General features: G+C 71.5%; 11 protein-coding genes and 1 pseudogene. 5 read left to right on the top strand and 7 right to left on the bottom strand.

Annotation, left to right across the window (positions count from 1 at the left end; translation table 11 throughout):
- Positions 1-24: 24 nt before the first annotated feature.
- Together ABZ815_RS50510 and rsmA are read right to left on the bottom strand one after the other, a co-directional pair.
- Positions 25-657 (bottom strand): NlpC/P60 family protein, encoded by a 633-nt coding sequence (locus tag ABZ815_RS50510; RefSeq protein WP_357710058.1) that lies wholly within the window; start codon positions 655-657, stop codon positions 25-27.
- A 173-nt stretch (positions 658-830) separates the two neighbouring features.
- Positions 831-1,691, bottom strand: a complete 861-nt coding sequence (gene rsmA, locus ABZ815_RS50505; protein ID WP_357710055.1) for a 16S rRNA (adenine(1518)-N(6)/adenine(1519)-N(6))-dimethyltransferase RsmA — start codon at positions 1,689-1,691, stop codon at positions 831-833.
- Between the two features lie 47 nt (positions 1,692-1,738).
- Here rsmA and ABZ815_RS50500 point away from each other — a divergent pair, with 47 nt between their 5' ends.
- Positions 1,739-3,823: a protein kinase gene (locus ABZ815_RS50500; protein ID WP_357710052.1), complete on the top strand. Its 2,085-nt coding sequence runs from the start codon at positions 1,739-1,741 to the stop codon at positions 3,821-3,823.
- Positions 3,820-5,031, top strand: coding sequence for an FG-GAP-like repeat-containing protein (locus ABZ815_RS50495; protein ID WP_357710049.1), 1,212 nt, complete (start codon positions 3,820-3,822; stop codon positions 5,029-5,031). The genes ABZ815_RS50500 and ABZ815_RS50495 overlap by 4 nt, the downstream gene beginning before the upstream one ends.
- A 19-nt stretch (positions 5,032-5,050) precedes the next feature.
- Here ABZ815_RS50495 and ABZ815_RS50490 read toward each other — a convergent pair whose 3' ends face one another.
- Positions 5,051-5,896, bottom strand: a complete 846-nt coding sequence (locus ABZ815_RS50490; protein ID WP_357710046.1) for a ubiquitin-like domain-containing protein — start codon at positions 5,894-5,896, stop codon at positions 5,051-5,053.
- 146 nt (positions 5,897-6,042) lie between these two features.
- Complete coding sequence (locus ABZ815_RS50485) at positions 6,043-6,897, bottom strand: TatD family hydrolase (RefSeq protein ID WP_357710043.1); 855 nt, start codon at positions 6,895-6,897, stop codon at positions 6,043-6,045.
- A gap of 18 nt (positions 6,898-6,915) precedes the next feature.
- On the opposite strand from ABZ815_RS50485, the gene ABZ815_RS50480 reads away from it, so the two are divergent.
- A complete protein-coding gene (locus tag ABZ815_RS50480; RefSeq protein WP_357710040.1) occupies positions 6,916-10,107 on the top strand; it encodes a BTAD domain-containing putative transcriptional regulator in 3,192 nt (1,063 codons plus the stop codon).
- 68 nt (positions 10,108-10,175) lie between these two features.
- Positions 10,176-11,405 (top strand): FAD-dependent monooxygenase, encoded by a 1,230-nt coding sequence (locus ABZ815_RS50475; RefSeq protein WP_357710038.1) that lies wholly within the window; start codon positions 10,176-10,178, stop codon positions 11,403-11,405.
- Here ABZ815_RS50475 and metG read toward each other — a convergent pair.
- Positions 11,350-13,131, bottom strand: a complete 1,782-nt coding sequence (gene metG, locus ABZ815_RS50470) for a methionine--tRNA ligase (protein ID WP_357710035.1) — start codon at positions 13,129-13,131, stop codon at positions 11,350-11,352. The two genes, ABZ815_RS50475 and metG, sit on opposite strands and share 56 nt — an antisense overlap.
- Positions 13,132-13,250: 119 nt before the next feature.
- Entirely contained in the window at positions 13,251-14,471 is a 1,221-nt protein-coding gene (locus tag ABZ815_RS50465; RefSeq protein WP_357710032.1) for a glycosyltransferase, read from the bottom strand.
- Positions 14,472-14,643: 172 nt separating this feature from the next.
- Between ABZ815_RS50465 and ABZ815_RS50460 the strand changes: the two genes are divergently transcribed.
- Positions 14,644-16,119, top strand: coding sequence for a hypothetical protein (locus ABZ815_RS50460; RefSeq protein WP_357710029.1), 1,476 nt, complete (start codon positions 14,644-14,646; stop codon positions 16,117-16,119).
- Here the strand turns inward: ABZ815_RS50460 and ABZ815_RS50455 are convergent.
- Positions 16,055-16,716: pseudogene (locus tag ABZ815_RS50455) on the bottom strand (phospholipid carrier-dependent glycosyltransferase); the annotation flags it as partial. The gene ABZ815_RS50460 and the pseudogene ABZ815_RS50455 sit on opposite strands and share 65 nt — an antisense overlap.

Here is a 16,716-nt window from a genome sequence, read left to right as displayed (position 1 = left end):
GAGGTCGTTGTGGTGACCTCGGTGTCAGGCGGGGCGGACGGTTCCTCGGTAGGCGGCCCGGTAGTAGGGGGAGCTCAGGAAGTTGGTTCTCCGGACCACGTCGCCTGTGCGAGGGGCGTGGATCATGAGGTCGCCGCCGAGGTAGAGCGCTACGTGGGTGGGGTCGCCGGTGCCGCCGAAGAACAGGAGGTCGCCCTTGCGCCTGGCGGCGAGGGGGACCCTGCGGCCCTGGCGGAACTGGGTGCCGGTGTAGTGGCCCAGCCTCACTCCGGCCTTGGCCCAGGCGTAGAGGGTGAGGCCGCTGCAGTCGAAGCCTCTCGTGTTCGCGCCGGTGCCCACTCCGACGGTGGGGCCTCTTGAGGAGCCGCCGCCCCAGGAGAACGAGACGCCGAGCTGCGTCAGGGCCGCGCCGGCTGCGACTTCGCCCTTGTGCCTCGGGCGCTTCCTGGGTTTCCTGGGCTTCGGTCTCTTGGGGTGGTGGGGGGCTGGGCACCCGGTGGTGGCGGTTGCTCCGGCGCCCGCCGCGGGGATCGTGAGGGTGGCCCGGAGGCATGGAGCCGGTGTGGCTCGGGCGAGGGCGGGGTGGGCGCCTGCGACGGCCAGCAGGCCGCCGGTGAGGACGATCGACAACCGGCCGGCGTGGCGGCGAGCGGTCATGAGTGGCTCCTTCGTCGTGATGAGGGACGGGAGCCAGGATCATGCGAGCGGGCGGGGGCTGGAGGGGCCGAACGGCGTTCTGTGGACGGGCGCTCGTCGCGCGGCCGGGGTTGTGGACAACCGCGAAGACCTGGAGGTCAGGGCTTCTGCCCGACCCAGGGCTTCCGTTCGGCTCAGGGCTTCTGTTCGGCTATTCGGGCGAAGGATTCGATGGTGAGTTGTTCGCCTCGGGCCGACGGGTCCACGCCGGCGGCTCGTAGTGCCGTTTCGGCCTGGGACGGGCTGCCGGCCCAGGTGGCCAGAGCGGCCCTCAGGGTCTTGCGGCGCTGGGCGAAGGCGGCGTCCACGACGGCGAACACCTCTTCCCTGGTGGCCGTGGTGGCGGGAGGCTCGCGGCGGACCAGGGAGACCAGGCCGGAATCGACGTTGGGGACGGGCCAGAAGACCGTACGGCCGACGGGGCCGGCACGGCGTACGTCGGCGTACCAGGCGGCCTTGACCGACGGGACGCCGTACACCTTGGAGCCGGGACCGGCGGCGAGGCGGTCGGCGACCTCCAGTTGCACCATGACCAGGCCCTTGCGCAGCGAGGGCAGCCTCTCCAGGAGGTGGAGCACCACGGGGACGGCCACGTTGTACGGCAGGTTGGCCACCAGGGCCGTGGGGGTGTGACCGGCGAGGTCGTCGAGGGTGATCCGCATGGCGTCGGCGTTGACCACCGTCAGCCTGTCGGACGGGCCGCGGTCGGCGACGGTGAGGGGCAGTTGGGTGGCCAGGACCGGGTCGATCTCGACGGCCACCACGTGCGCGGCCTCGGGCAGGAGCGCCAGGGTGAGCGAGCCGAGGCCGGGCCCGACCTCGATGACCACGTCGTCGGCCGACAGGTCGGCCACGCGGACGATGCGCCGGACGGTCCCCGCGTCGATCACGAAGTTCTGGCCTAGCCTTTTCGTGGGGCGCAGATCTAGCTTGTTCGCCAAAATACGTATTTCTGCAGGGCCCAACAGCCTCATCATCCAACCAGTCTCCCGCATCGAAGAACCTGCGATGGCGGATGGGGGAGACCTAAGGAGAGGATGGCGTGGAACAGGAAGGGACGTCCCTGATGGAGCCAACGGGCGCCGCGCCGCTCCGTCCCACCGATCTGCGGGAGATCGGGCCGTACCGGCTGCTCGGACGGCTCGGCGAAGGCGGCATGGGGACCGTCTTCCTCGCCAGGGCTCCGACGGGGCGGTTCGTCGCGGTCAAGGTGGTGAAGGCGGAGTTCGCCAATCAGGAGGGGTTCGCCGCCCGCTTCCACGCCGAGGTGGACAACGCGCGCCGGGTGGCGTCGTTCTGCACGGCCCAGGTGCTCGACAACGGCGACACCGGGGACGGGCGTCCGTACATGGTGACCGAGTACATCGCGGGCACGCCCCTTTCCGACCAGATCACGACCTTCGGGGCGCTCGACCCCGGGCCGCTGCACGGCGTGGCGCTGGGGGTCGCGGCGGCGCTGGCGGCGATCCACGTGGCCGGGCTCGTGCACCGGGATCTGAAGCCCGCCAACGTCATCCTGTCGCTGTCCGGGCCGCGGGTGATCGACTTCGGGATCGCCAGGGCCCTGGACAGGGAGACCGGGTTCACGCTCTCCGGCGAACTGCTCGGCAGCCCCGGGTGGTGGGCTCCTGAGCAGGTGCGCGGCGAGCTCGTGTCCCCGGCGGCCGACATTTTCGCCTGGGGATGCCTGGTGGCGTACTCGGGGAACGGGCGGCATCCGTTCGGGCGGGGCGATCCCGTCACGATGGCGACTCGCGTCCTGAACACGCCGCCCGATCTCGGCGCGCTTCCCGCGCCGCTCAACGAGCTGGTACGCCGGGCCACCGCCATGGATCCCGCGCAGCGGCCCACGGCTCAGGAGCTGCTGATAGCGCTGGTGGGCGGGAGCACGCCGGCGATCGCCGACAATCCGCCCACGCTGGTCGCCACCGAGATGCTGACCGACTGGGAGCCGCCGCGGAACGTCGTGGACGAGCCGGATGTCACGGCCACGTTCACGACCCCGCCGCCGAGCGACGCGACAGGCGCCCGAAGCCCCGCCCCTGGGGCCGGGCCGCGGTCGGGTTCCGGCTCCGGTTCTGGGACGGGGACGTGGCCGGGTTCTGGGGCGGGGTCGGGAGCGCCGTCAGGGGCGGGGGGCGGAGAGAGGGCAAGGCGGCCCAAGGTGCCGGGGGCGTTCGGTGCGGACGCGGCGCCCACCCCCCGGAGCGCTCCGGGGGCCGGGTTACCTGGGGGGCAGGCGTCCCTGGACGAGCTGGCGCGGCGCGAGGAGCAGGCCGCCCGCGACGAGCTGGCCCGCTGGGAGGCCCAGGCGCAGGCGCGCCGCCAGGAGCACGAGCGCCAGTTGGAGCAGGCCCGCCTGCTGGCGCGCAGGCAGGGGACCTCGGGCGAGCAACAGGCCCGTCCCCGGCCTGGCACCGAGCCCCCCACCCGGGCCGAACCTCGGTCGGACACCGAACCCCGAACCCGCGCCGAACCCCGAACGGGCATCGGGCCCCGGCCCCACGCTGAGCCCCGGACCCGCGCCGAACCCCGAACGGGTGCGGGTACGGATCCGGGTGTTCTGACGTATCCGCCCGACGAACCCGACACCCTGGGCGGCACTCGCACGAAGGGCACCCGCTGGCTGATCGCCGCCGCGGCGGCCGTCCTGGCGATCGTGGTCACCGTCACGGTCCTGATCGTGAACTCCAGCCGCAACTCCCCCGGCGTGGCCACCTCCAACAGCCCCTCCAGAACCGTGACGAACCCGCGCACGGGCGACGTGGGCCGCAGGTTCGCCCTGGGCGGGAACTTCGACGACCCGGTCGCGGTGGTGCCGGAGGCACCGACGTGCGGGCTGAAGGAGTTCGAGGGACGAACCACCACGAAGGGGCAGCTCTGCGTGGTCCACTGGACCATGATCAATCCAGGCGGCGAACGCCGTCCGCTCGGCCGTCCCGTCGTCACCATGGTCGACGACAAGGGCGGCGAGCACGTCCCCGCCCAGGTCGCGCTGCCCGCGGCCATCCAGCCGGGCGAGCGGGTGGACGGCGCCTTCGTGTTCGACCTGGCGCCCTATCGCAGGCCCGCGAAGATGATCGCGACCATGCTGGAGAACGGCCGACAGATCGAGGTCGCCCTGTGAATCTCACCGGACCCGTCAGGACGGCCGTGGTGATGGCCGTCGTGCTCGCAGGCGTCCCGCTCCCGGTGCGGGCTTCCGCGCAGGCGGTGGCGTGCGCGGGAGCCGCCGACGTCGACGGTGACGGCGCGGACGACGTGGCCGTGGGCGACCCGTTCGGCGACGGCCAGAAGGGGTCGGTCCACCTGCTGTCGGGCGACAAGGTGACGCCTGTGGCCGTGCCCGGGCCGGTCAAGGGGGACGGGCTGGGCTGGTCCGTACGGCTGGCCGACGTCAACGGCGACGCCTGCGCCGACCTCCTGATCGGCGCCCCCTTCGCGGACGTGGACGGCGAGCAGGACGCGGGCAGCGTCTACGTCGTCTACGGCGGCAAGGCGGCGCCCCCGCAACGCCTGACCGCCCCGCAGCCGCAACGGTCCGCGCACTTCGGCTGGTCACTGGCGGCCAGGGGGAACCTGATGGTGATCGGCGCACCTTACGAGGACGACGGTCAGATCCAGGACGCCGGCGCGGTCTACGTACGCCAGGGCACGGGCGCGCTGCGCCGGATCAGCCAGGAGACCGTGGACGTGCGCGGCAACAGCGAGGTCGGCGACCAGTTCGGCTGGTCACTGGCGATCGGCCCGAAGAACGGCCTGGTCGTGGGCGTCCCGTACGAGAACGACGACGGCGCGGGACGGCAGGTCCAGTCCGGCAAGATCGACTCGGGCTCGGTGGTCTTCATCGACGACGTGCTGGCTCCCCGGATCGCGAGCCTGAAACTGGACTCCCCCACCAAGACCCCCGGCGACCGGTACGGCTACGCGGTCGCCTACGCCGAGGGCCACGGGTACGCGATCAGCGCCCCGGGCCCCGGTTACGTGCAGTTCCTCGACCCGGCGAAGAAACAGACGAGGATGGTGAAACAGGGCGGCAAGCAGGCGTTCGGCTTCTCGATGGCCGCCTCCTCCGACGGGAGGCTGGCCGTCGGAGCGCCCTACGGAGGCGGCGTCCAGGTGTTCTCGTGGCGGAACCCGGCCGACGACCGGAAGCTTCCCGGGGCGGAGGGGCTGTTCGGCTGGTCGGTGACGTTCAGCGGCAACAAGCTTTTCGTGGGCCAGCCGGACGGCCCGCCGTACGGGAAGGTCGCGGTGGCGCCGCGCAACGCCGACGACCTCCAGTCGCTGCAACCGCCCAAGGGCACCGACTTCGGAACCTCACTGGCGGGGTGAGCGGCCCCCTCCAAGCGCGTCAGCTGAACAGGTGGTCGCCGCAGTTCGGCCACTGGGTCTGCCACCGTCCGCCGACCCGCTGGTAGAGAAGCTGCGCCCGGTAGGTCTGCTCCTCCTCCGGCCAGGCGCTCGGCAGCCCCACCCCGCCGACCGCCTGCCACATGGGCAGGCTGAACTGGTACATCCCGTAGTAGGGACCGTCGGGGTTGTACGCCAGAGGGTCGCCGCGCGCCACGCAGTTGGCCAGCGCCTGCCAGTCGAGCCTGGTCACCTCCCAGGGGACCTGCACGGCTCGCGGCGGCATGACCGTGATGACCGTCCCGTCCTTGGGGAAGCTGCCGAGCGGCGGTCGCACCATGGACCCGTGCCGGACGACGACGCGCTCCTGCCGGAGCACCTGCCGCACGGTGCGCGCGGTGGTGCGCGCGGCGAGCCGGGTGGTTCCCGTGACCACGTAGACCCTGCGCTCGGTGAACGCCGTGAGCGACATGCCCGACAGCGGCACCGGGCGGCCGGGCGGCGCGGACAGGCTGCCGGCCGCCGCCTCGACGTCGAGCTCGGCCAGGGCGTCCCGGACGTTCGTGGCGGTGACCAGGTGGGTCGTGGTGCGGCCGTCGAGGGTCAGCGTGATCGGGCGGGCGTGGCGTACCTCGATGGTGGAGCCGTCGGCGAGGTCGGCGCTCAGGTCGGGACGCACGACGTCGCCCAGCCCCACGGTCACGCCCGCGTCGGCGAGCACGTCCGCCACCTGCCCGGCGAAGCCGCGGACGGCGACCGGCGTGCCGTCGACGACCACGACGACGTCCTTGACCAGGTACGAGACCGCGACCAGCAGGCCGGCGGCCAGCGTACCGACGACGCACACCACCGGCGTCCACGGAGAACGCCAGGGGATCCGCGGACGCGGCGCACGCCTCCTGCCTCGCACGAACCACCTCCGGATACGGCCTGGGACCGCCCGAACGCTAGCGGCGGCGGCGCGCCCGCCTCCACCGCTTCACGCAAAGATGGTCACCACTCGCCGAAGACCGTGACTCCGTTCGTGCTGATCGCCTCGCACAACTCGTCCGGATGGACACCCTTGACCTCGGCGAGGCAGCGCAGGGTGAGCGGGATGAGGTAGGGGGCGTTGGGCTTGCCCCGGTACGGGACCGGCGGCAGGTAGGGGGCATCTGTCTCGACGAGCATGAGCTCCATGGGGGCGACGGCGGCGGCCTCACGCAGGTAGCCCGCGTTCTTGTAGGTGACGGGCCCGGAGAAGGACATGAAATATCCAGCTTCGGCGCACTTTTTCGCCATTTCGGCGTCGCCCGAGTAGCTGTGGAACACCACCTTGTCCGGCGCGCCCTGCTCGGCCAGCACCTTCAGGACGTCGTCGTGCGCGTCGCGGTCGTGGATGACCAGGGCCTTGCCGGTGCGCTTGGCGATCTCGACGTGGGCGCGGAAGCTCGCGTGCTGGTCGTCCTTGGCCGCCCAGTCGCGGAAGTAGTCGAGGCCGGTCTCCCCCACCGCGCGGACGTCGGCCTGCCGAGCGAGCGACTCGATCTCGGCCAGCACCTCGGGGGTCGCCTCGTGGGCCTCGTTGGGGTGGATGGCGACCCCGGCGTACACGCCTTCCTGCTCGGCCGCCACCTCGGCGTTCCACCGCGAGGAGGGCAGGTCGTACCCGATGGTGACGAGCCTGGTCACGCCGACCTCGCGCGCGTCGCGCAGGATGCTCCGTACGGTGGCCGACGCCGCCTGGGCGGCCTGGGCCACCGGGTCGCCCGAGGACGCCTGCCGGTTGCCCACCATGATGTCCAGGTGGCAGTGGCTGTCGAACACCGGTGCGGAAAGCGGCTCGGGCGCGGCGGGAATCTTGCTCACGGATCTAAAGTAGCCTCCATGCGCTTCGGCATTCTCGGCAGCACCCGGGCATGGGACGCGGCTGGCGTCGACGTACCCCTGGGTGGTCCGGCCAGGCGCGCGCTGCTGGCGTTGCTGCTCGTCCGTCCGGGCGAGATCGTCAGCCAGGACCGCCTCGTCGACCTCCTGTACGGCGACCGCTCGCCCAAGAACGCCCAGCACGCCCTGCACTCCCAGGTCTCCCGGCTGCGCGGCGACGGAATTCCGGTCGAGCTGACCGCCGCCGGCTACCGGCTGGCCGCGGACCCCGAGGACATCGACGCCGGTCGTTTCCTCCGCCTCGCCGACTCCGGTCGCGCCGCCCTCCTCGGTCACCAGGCCGCCGGCGCGGCGCGGGGGACGGACCGGGCGGAAGGCGTCCGGAGCGATCCGGTGCTGGCCGGGGGGCTGTTGCGGGAGGCGCTGGCCCTGTGGCGGGGGCCCGCGTTCGCCGACCTCGACCCCGTGCACGGCGCGCGGCTGGAGGAGCGCCGCCTGGCCGCGCTGGAGGACCGGATCGAGGCCGACCTGCGGTGCGGGGGCCACCGGGGCGTCGTCCCCGAGCTGGGCGAGCTGGTCGAGCGCCACCCGCTGCGCGAACGGCTGCGCGGCCAGCTCATGCGGGCGTTGCGCGCCGACGGCAGGCAGGCCGAGGCGCTGATGGTCTACGAGGAGACGCGGCGGCTGCTGGCCGAGGAACTGGGCGCCGACCCCTCCCCCGAGCTCGCCGCCCTCCACCAGTCCCTCCTCCGCGGCGACCTGCCCCCGCTCCCCGAATCACCCCCGGAGCCGGCGGCGAAGGCCGTGGCGGCGGCGCCGTTGCCGGGGCGGCTCACGAGCTTCGTCGGCCGCGACGGCGATCTGGCCGAGGTCGCGGCGCTGCTGTCCGCCGCCCGGCTGGTCACGCTGCTCGGCCCCGGCGGCGCGGGCAAGAGCCGGCTCGCGGTCGAGATCGCCAGGGGCCACCACGACGCCGTCCTGGTCGAGCTGGCCCCGCTCAGCCCGGGGGCCGACCTCGCGCGAGCGGTCCTCGCCGCGCTCGGCGTGCGCGACGGCGCGCTGCTGGGGGCCGCGACGCTGGGCGCGTCCGGGGAGCCGGATCCGCAGGCCCGTCTGGTGGCGGTGCTCGCCGACCGCCCGGTCCTGCTGGTGCTGGACAACTGCGAGCACGTCGTGGGCGAGGCCGCGGCCCTGGCCGAGCGGCTGCTGTCCGCGTGCCCGGCGTTGCGCGTGCTGGCCACGAGCCGCGAGCCGCTCGCGATCACCCCCGAACACCTGTGGCCGGTACGCCCCCTCGCCCCCTCCGACGCCCATACCCTCTTCACCGACCGGGCCAAGGCCGTACGCCCCGGTTTCGCCTCTGGTGAGCCGGTCGAACGTATCTGCGCCGCGCTCGACGGCCTCCCGCTGGCCATCGAGCTGGCGGCCGCCCGCATGCGTACGCACGAGGCCGATGAACTGGCCGACCGCCTCGCCGGTCAGGGCCGGTTCAGCCTGCGCGGCAGCCGTACCGCCGACGCCCGGCACCAGACGTTGCGCGCGGTCGTCGCGTGGAGCTGGGAGTTGCTCACCGAGCCCGAGCAGGCCATGGCCATGCGCCTGACCGTCTTCTCCGGCGGGGCCACCGCGACTGCCGCCGCGGCCGTCTGCGGCCTGCCCGAGCACCTGCTCGACTCGCTGGCCGACAAGTCGCTCCTGGAGGTGGCGGGCGGCCGCTACCGCATGCTGGAGACGATCCGGGCGTTCTGCGCCGACCGGCTCGGCGAGGAGGCCGCGCGCTACCGGCGGGCGCACGCCGCGTACTTCCTCGCGCTGGCCGAGGAGGGCGACCCCCGGCTGCGGGGCGCCGAGCAGCTGCCGTGGCTGGCCCGGTTCGCGGCCGACCACGACAACCTTCAGGCGGCGCTGCGCTGGACGGTGGAGCAGGGCGAGGTGGCGCTCGGGATGCGGCTGCTGGCCGCGCAGACGTTCTCGCTGTGGATGCGCGGCATGCGCGCGGTGCCGGCCAAGGCGGCGGCGGCCCTGCTGGAGGCGGCCGGTCCGCGGCCCGACCCCGCCCTGGGGGACGCGTACCTGCTGACCCTGCTCACCGCGGCGAGCGAGCGGCGCGAGCTGTGGGAGCGCCACAAGGGCGCCGCCGAGACGATGATCACGGCGGACGGCCTGCGCAACCCGATCGTCACGTGCCTGTGGCCGATGGTCACCTCGGCGGCGGTCGAGCCCGGCGCCACGATCGCGCTGATCAGGCGCGGCGAGCGCGGTACCGACGCGTGGGAGCGGGCCGCCACCCGGCTGATCTGGGCCTATCCGCGGATGGCCGCGGGCGAGTTCGCCGCCGCCGAGGAGGACCTGGAGAGGGCGCTCCAGGGCTTCCGCGGGCTCGGCGAGCGCTGGGGCTCGGCGATGACGCTCGACGCGCTGGCCTGGCTGGCCAGTACGACCGGCGACGAGGCCACCGCCCTGGCCCGCACCGAGGAGGCCATCGCGCTGGCCGAGCAGCTCGGCGCGGAGGAGGACCTGGCGGACCACTACTGCAACCGGGGCGACTACCGCATCCGGCACGACCTGGACGGCGCGCGGGCCGACTACGAGCGCGCGGCCGAGCTGGCCGGGCGTACGGGCGGCACGATCCTGCCCGCGGCCCTGCGCGGCCTGGGCGACGTGGCGGTACGCGAGGGCGACCTGGCACGGGCCCGCGAGCTCTACGAGGACGCCTTGCGGCGATCCGACCCGATCTGGGTGAAGACGTCCGGGAACATGGCCAGGCTGCTCGTCGGGCTCGGACGGCTGGCCGCGGCCGAAGGGGACGCGGCCGGGGCGCGGGCCTCCTACCTGCGGGCGGTGGAGAGCACGGTCACGTCGGGCGCGCTGTCGGAGAGCGTCAGGGCGATCGAGGCGCTGGCGGCGCTGGCCTGCGACGACGACCCGGCGGCGGCGGCCACGCTGCTCGGGGCCGCCATCGCGATCCGCGGCATCGACCTGCCCGAGGACGACGACGTCGCCGGGCTGTCGCGGCGGCTGCGCGAGGCGCTGGGCGAGCAGGCGTACGCGGGGGCGCGGCGCGCGGGGGCGAGGCTCTCGCACCGTGAGGCCCTGATGCTGGCCGGCGTCCCGGCGGAGGTGGTCGACGCCTCGCCCCTGCGCTCGATCGACGACTTCCCGCCGCTCGAACCCCCGACCGCCCTCCGGTGAGCGCGGCCGGGCGAGGCGGTGAGCGTGGGGTGAGGGGGCGGTGAGCGGGCCCCGGCAGGCTCTGGGGCATGGACATCCTGATCTCCGGCGCGAGCGTCGCCGGCCCCGCCCTGGCCCTCCTCCTCACCCGCTCCGGCCACCGCGTCACCGTCGTCGAACGCGCCCCCGCCCTGCGTGAGGGCGGCTACTCCGTCGACTTCCGCGGCGAGGCGCACATGGCCGTGCTGCGCGCGCTCGGCATCCTCGCCGACGTCGAACGCCTCCAGACCCACATGGGCGACATGTCGTACGTCAACGAGTCCGGCAGGAAGCTCGCCTCCGTGCCCGGCGACCTGTTCTCCGGCGACGTCGAGATCCTCCGCGGCGACCTGGCCCGCATCCTCTACGACGCCACCAAGGACCGCACCGAGTACGTCTTCGGCGACTCCATCACCTCCCTGGCCCAGGACGCGGACGGGGTGACGGTGGCGTTCGAGCGGGGCGCGACGCGCCGGTTCGACCTCGTGGTGGGCGCGGACGGCCTGCACTCCAACGTGCGCTCGCTCGCCTTCGACGCGCCGGAGGCGGCCGTCACCAGCCACCTCGGGCTCTACTGCGCGGTGTTCACGCTCGACAACTACCTGGACCTCGACCACACCGGCCTGCTCTACAGCACGCCCGGCAAGACGGTCGGCCTCTACAGCGCCAGGAACAACACCGAGGCCAAGGCGATGTTCTACTTCGGCTCCCAGCCGCTGGAGCACGACCGCCGGGACGTGACCCGGCAGAAGGAGCTGCTGGCCGAGGCGTACCGAGGGGTCGGCTGGGAGACGCCCACGCTGTTGCGCAAGATGTGGGAGGCCGACGACTTCTACTTCGACTCGACCAGCCAGGTGCACCTGGACTCGTGGTCGCGCGGCCGGGTGGTGCTGATCGGCGACGCCGCCTGCTGCCCGTCGCCGCTGTCGGGCATGGGCACCGGCCTCGCGCTCGTCGGCGCCTATGTGCTGGCCGGCGAGCTGGCCGCGGCGGGCGGCGATCACCGCGCCGCGTTCGCCCGGTACGAGCAGGAGGTGCGCGGCTACGCGACCGGCTGCCAGAAGTCGGCCGTGGGCGTCAGCAAGTTCATGGTTCCGGAGAGCCGGCTGATGGCCTGGTTCATGAACCAGAACTACAAGATCATGCCGTATCTGCCGTGGAAGGGCATGATGGCGAAGTCCGTCAGGAAGACGGCCTCCGCCATCACGCTCAAGGACTACGGCCTCAGTCGGCCAGCCGGCCAAGCTCCTCTTCGACGACCTTCTGGTCGAGCTTCTTGAACAGCGGCACGGGCGGCGCGAGCGGGGTGCCCGGCTTGATCGGCCGGTGCTCCCAGCGCGCCGCGCCGTCGTACTCGCCGGTGATGACGGGGTAGGGGGCGCCGCCGTCCTCGTCGACCTCGCGGATCTCCGGCATGCCCGACCAGACGCCCTCGCCGCCGAGCATCGCGAAGACCTTGTTGGACGAGCCCGGCAGGAACGGCGTGAGCATCGTCTTGGCGTCGTCGACGACCTGGAGCGCGACGTGCAGGATCGACTTCTGCCGCTCGGTGTCGTCCTTGAGCTTCCAGGGCTCCTGCTCGGCCAGGTACTTGTTGGCCTCGCGGACGACGTCGAACGCCTCGGTGATCGCGTTCTTGAACCGCGACCTGCCCAGCTCCGCGCCCACGGGGGCGAACGCGTTGCGCGAGCGCTCCAGCATGGCCCGGTCGGCGTCGGTCAGGTCGCCGGCCTCGGGCACGACGCCGAAGTTCTTCGACGCCATCGAGATCGACCGGTTGACCAGGTTGCCCCAGGCGGCGACGAGCTCGCCGTTGTTGCGGTTGACGAACTCCTGCCAGGTGAAGTCGGTGTCCTGGTTCTCGGGGCCGGCCACGGCGATGTAGTAGCGCAGGGCGTCGGCGTCGTAACGCGCCAGGAAGTCGCGTACGTAAATTACTACTTGCCTGGAGGAGGAGAACTTCTTGCCCTCCATCGTCAGGAACTCGCTGGAGACCACCTCGGACGGCACGTCGAGCGCGCCCAGCTCGCCGGGCGAGCCGCCGCGCGCGCCGATGCCGCTGTAGCCGAACAACATCGCCGGCCAGATCTCGGCGTGGAAGACGATGTTGTCCTTGCCCATGAAGTAGTAGCCGCGGGCGTCGGGGTTCTGCCACCACTGGCGCCAGGCGTCGGGGTCACCGGAGCGCCTGGCCCACTCGATGGAGGCCGACAGGTAGCCGATGACCGCGTCGAACCACACGTAGAGGCGCTTGTTGGACTGGTCGCGCCACCCCTCCAGCGGGATCGGCACCCCCCAGTCGAGGTCGCGGCTGATCGCGCGGGGCTGGAGGTCACCCAGCAGATTGAGCGCGAACTTCAGCACGTTGGGCCGCCACTCGCCCTGCTTGGACTGCAGGTAGGAGCCCAGGACCTCGGCGAAGGCGGGCAGGTCGAGCATGAAGTGCTCGGTCTCGACGAAGACGGGGGTCTCGCCGTTGATGCGGCTCTTGGGGTTGATGAGCTCGATCGGGTCGAGCTGGTTGCCGCAGTTGTCGCACTGGTCGCCGCGCGCGCCGTCGTAGCCGCAGATGGGGCAGGTGCCCTCGATGTAGCGGTCGGGCAGGGTACGGCCGGTCGAGGGCGAGATCGCGCCCATCGTGGTCTTGGGGAAGATGTAGCCGTTGTCGTAGAGACCCTTGAAGATCTGCTGCGTGACGGCGTAGTGGTTCTTCGTCGTGGTCCGGGTGAACAGGTCGTAGGAGAGCCCGAGACCGGTCAGGTCTTCGGCGATCACCCTGTTGTACCGGTCGGCCAGCTCGCGGGCGCTGACGCCCTCCTTGTCGGCCTGCACCTGGATCGGAGTGCCGTGCTCGTCGGTGCCGGACACCATCAGCACCTTGTTGCCCGCCATCCGCTGGTAGCGGCTGAAGACGTCGGACGGCACGCCGAAACCCGATACGTGCCCGATGTGGCGGGGGCCGTTAGCGTACGGCCACGCGACGGCGGTCAAGATGTGCTGGGACATGACCTAAGCCTACGGGGCCCGGCCCCGCTCCTCGTCCAAACCCCCAACCCCCGCGCGGAAAGACGGAAGCCGGCGCCGGCACGTGGCCGGCGCCGGCTCCCACCGGGACGCGGAGGCCCCTAACGCTTGGACTCCTCCAGGGAGACCGCCTCGGCGGCCTCCTCCGCGGCCTTGGCGGCCACGTCGATCGAGCTCTCCTTGGTACGGCGGATGCCGAGGATGCTGATGAACAGCGAGGCGAAGATCGTCTGGAAGCTCATGACGAGCGCCGTGGCGGCCGGGACGACCATGCGCAGCGACTCGCGCGGGTCGAGTGCGCCGAAGCTGCGCACCTGCCAGTGGACCAGCGACATCACCAGGCCGACCAGACCGGCCAGCGCCAGCAGGCCGCCGACCACGAGGCCCTTCTCCAGCGTCACGATGTCGATGATCTTCCGGATCCGCGGCGACTCGGGCAGGAAGCCCTCCTCGGCCGCGTAGACCTTCGTGAACAGCGCGAACAACGCCGCCTGGAAGCCGATCACGACCAGCGCCGAGGACCCGACCAGAGTGTCGACGTCGAAGGCCAGCTCGCCGATCTCCACCGGCCCGAACGTCAGCGCCGTGCCCGCGACCAGGCCGAGGGCCATCAGGAACACGCCGGGGTAGAAGAACAGCCACTTGGGGCTGTACAGCAGCAGGAAGCGCAGGTGACGCCAGCCGTCGCGCCAGGAGCGCAGGTGCGGCGGGCGCGAACGGCCGTCGGGCGAGAGCGTGGTGGGCACCTCGCGCACGTCGAGACCGGAGAGCGTGGAGCGGACGACCATCTCCGAGGCGAACTCCATGCCGCCGGTCTGGAGGTGGAGGCGCAGGATCGAGTCACGGCGGAAGCCACGCAGACCGCAGTGGAAGTCGCCGATGGCGGACGGGAAGAACAGCCGGCCGACGAACGACAGCACCGGGTTGCCCAGGTAGCGGTGGAGCGGGGGCATGGCGCCCGGGGCGATGCCGCCCTTGAAACGGTTGCCCATCACGAGGTCGGCGCCGTCGCGAAGCTGCTCGACGAACGGGAGCAACGAGGTGAAGTCGTAGGAGTCGTCGGCGTCGCCCATGATCACGTACTTGCCGCGGGCGGCGCGGATGCCGCCCATGAGGGCGTTGCCGTAGCCCTTCTCGTCGACGTGGACGACACGGGCCCCGGCATCACGAGCGAGCTGCTGCGAGCCGTCCGTGCTGCCGTTGTCGGCGATCAGGACTTCCCCTTCGATTCCGTGCTCCTCCATGCACGCCAATGCCTTGCGCACACAGACTTCCACGGTCTCCGCCTCGTTGAGGCAGGGCATGACCACCGTCAGTTCCACGTCTCAACCCTTCAGTAATAAGGCTCTTCCAGTGAACCATCATGCCCTGTGCCCGGCGTGCTCGGGTCAAGACCTAAAAACGACTGGCATTCTTTACAGCATGGTGAGCGTCGCGGAGATTACCCCTGTGGACCACTCCGCTCCTGGCCGGGCAGCTCGCGTGCTGTCCCTCGTGCGCCGTCATCGCGTGTTCGCCGTGGCCTTCGGCGTCGGTGCCGTGCTGCGGCTGATCACCATGCTCGGCTACGGCCCGGCCATGTGGTTCAACGACTCCTACGAGTACGTCAACGTGGCGCTGCACCCCAGGCCCCATCCGATCAGGCCCGACGGCTACAGCTTCTGGCTGATGCTGCTCAAGCCGTTCCACAGCTTCACGCTCGCCATTTTCACGCAACACCTGATGGGCCTGGCCGCGGCCGCGCTCATCTACGCCCTGCTGCGCTGCAAGTTCGCGCTGCCCAAGTGGGCGGCCACGCTGGCGGCGGCGCCGGTGCTGTTCGACGCCTACCAGATCCAGCTTGAGCAGATGGTCATGTCCGACACCCTGTTCACGCTGCTGGTCGTGGGCGTGGTGACGCTGGTGCTGTGGAAACGGCGGCTGTCGTGGCGGGCCGGGATCGTGGTCGGGCTGCTGCTCGCGATGACCTGGCTGACCCGTTCGATCGGCATGCCGATCCTCGGGCTCGTGGTGCTCTATCTGATCGTCCAGCGCGCGGGGTGGCGGTCGATCGTGGCGGTGGTCGCGGCGTGCGCGCTTCCCGTCCTCACCTACATGGGCTGGTTTTCCACAAATTACGGCAAATTCGCCATGACCAACAGCGACGGGCTGATCCTCTACATGCGTACCGCGATCTTCGCCGACTGCGGCAAGATGAAGATCGACAAGTACAAGGAGGTCCAGCTCCTCCTGCTGTGCATCAACGACCCGGTCAACCAGCGCAAGGACTACGCCCAGTGGTACCTGTGGGGCCAGGGCAACGGCGACGGCACGGGCACCGGCGAGGTGCTCCACCGGTGGGGCATCAACAAGAAGTTCAGCGGCATCACCAACGACGCGGCCAGCGCGTTCGCCACGCGGGCGATCCTGTCCCAGCCGGGTGACTATCTGAAGGTGGTCGCGCGCGACTTCTTCCGTTCCTTCCACTGGGGACGGCCGCGCTTCCCCGACGAGTCGACGTACAACATGTACCAGTTCAGGCCGTATTACGAGGTCGACGACACCGGGCGGCCCAAGCGGCTGCCGAAGTGGTCCTCCTACGGGGGCGGCCACACCGACACCGACGCGTTCAGCTACGAGCAGGGCCCGCCCGAGACCAGGATCGTCCACCCGTGGGCGGACATCATGAGCGGCTACCAGAAGATCTTCTACCTGCGCGGCATCATGCTCGGCGGAATCATGCTGATCGGCCTGTACGGCATCGCCGTCCGCTGGCGCAGGTTCGGCGGCCCGGTGGCGCTGCCCTGGCTGGGGGCGTTCGGGTTGTTGCTGGCCCCGGCGGCGACGGCCGAGTTCGACTACCGCTACGTGCTCCCGGCCGTCCCGCTGGCCTGCGTCGCGGCGGCCATCACGCTGCGCAAGGGCGTCACTTGGGGGCGGCGGTCACCCAAGAGCGCATCAACATCCGAGCCCACCACTGTGTCTGCGTGAGCGTCTCGGCCGTGAGCACCGGCTGCAGCCACCAGAAGTTGATCAGCACGATCATCGCGAACGCGCCCGCGAACGCCGCCCCGACGGCCCTGCGCGTGGGCGGCGCGTCCGCCGGGCCGAGCACGAGCCCGGCCATCAGCACCACCGCCAGCACCATGAACGGCACGACCGGGAGCATGTAGAACAGGTACATCGTGCGGTCGTCGGCCAGGGCGTAGTAGAACCAGGGCAGCCAGCCCATCGCGTACGCCAGCAGCACCGCCCCCGCCCGCCAGTCGCGTCTCCTGACGTACAGGACGACGGTCCCCGCCAGCGCGAGCAGCGCGCCGAACCACAGGGCCGGGGTGCCGACGCCGTGGATCGCCTGCGCGCAGGCCGAGGCCCCGCACGCCGACGGCGGCACGTCCGCCGGGTAGTAGAACGACACCGGGCGGAAGAGCAACGGCCATGTCCAGGGGTCGGACATGTACTGGTGATAGTCGCGCACCCCGCTGTGGAAGGTGAAGACCTGCCATTGGTAGTGGATCCAGGAGCGCATGGAGTCGAACAGGAAGAAGAAGGGGCCGGAGGAGGTGGCCTGGTCCCAGTTGCGGCCGT

The sequence above is a fragment of the Nonomuraea sp. NPDC047529 genome, from assembly GCF_040642995.1.
In the GTDB taxonomy this organism is placed as follows: domain Bacteria; phylum Actinomycetota; class Actinomycetes; order Streptosporangiales; family Streptosporangiaceae; genus Nonomuraea.
The sequence above is the reverse complement of the archived record's forward strand: the minus strand, read 5'-3'. Positions and strand labels throughout refer to the sequence as shown.